This window comes from Aquicoccus porphyridii (genome assembly GCF_008369105.1).
Taxonomy (GTDB): domain Bacteria; phylum Pseudomonadota; class Alphaproteobacteria; order Rhodobacterales; family Rhodobacteraceae; genus Aquicoccus; species Aquicoccus porphyridii.
Genome location: NZ_VINQ01000249.1, coordinates 1 through 351 on the forward strand (window position 1 = coordinate 1; position 351 = coordinate 351).

General features: G+C 69.2%; 1 protein-coding gene. It reads left to right on the plus strand.

Translation table 11 applies throughout. The features are described 5' to 3' along the window. A partial coding sequence (locus FLO80_RS22745) for a tripartite tricarboxylate transporter substrate-binding protein (RefSeq protein ID WP_281287081.1) occupies positions 1 to 351 on the plus strand: 351 nt, incomplete at both ends.

Below are 351 nucleotides of genomic sequence, written 5' to 3' on the forward strand. Positions count from 1 at the left end.
CCCTGGTCGAGGCCAAGCTGCTGAGCAAGCCGATGCGCGTCACCTACATGCCCGGCGGCGTCGGCGCGGTCGCCTATAACGCGGTGGTCGCCCAACGCCCGGCCGACGCCGGCACCATCACCGCCTTCTCCAGCGGCTCGCTGCTGAACCTGGCCCAGGGCAAGTTCGGCCGCTTCGACGAGAACGCGGTGAAATGGCTGGCCGCCATCGGCACCAGCTACGGCGCCATCGCGGTGCGCACCGACTCGCCCTACAAGAACCTCGACGACCTGGTGAAGGCGCTCAAGGCCGACCCGAGCAAGGTGGTGATCGGCTCCGGCGGCACCGTCGGCAGCCAGGACTGGATGCAGA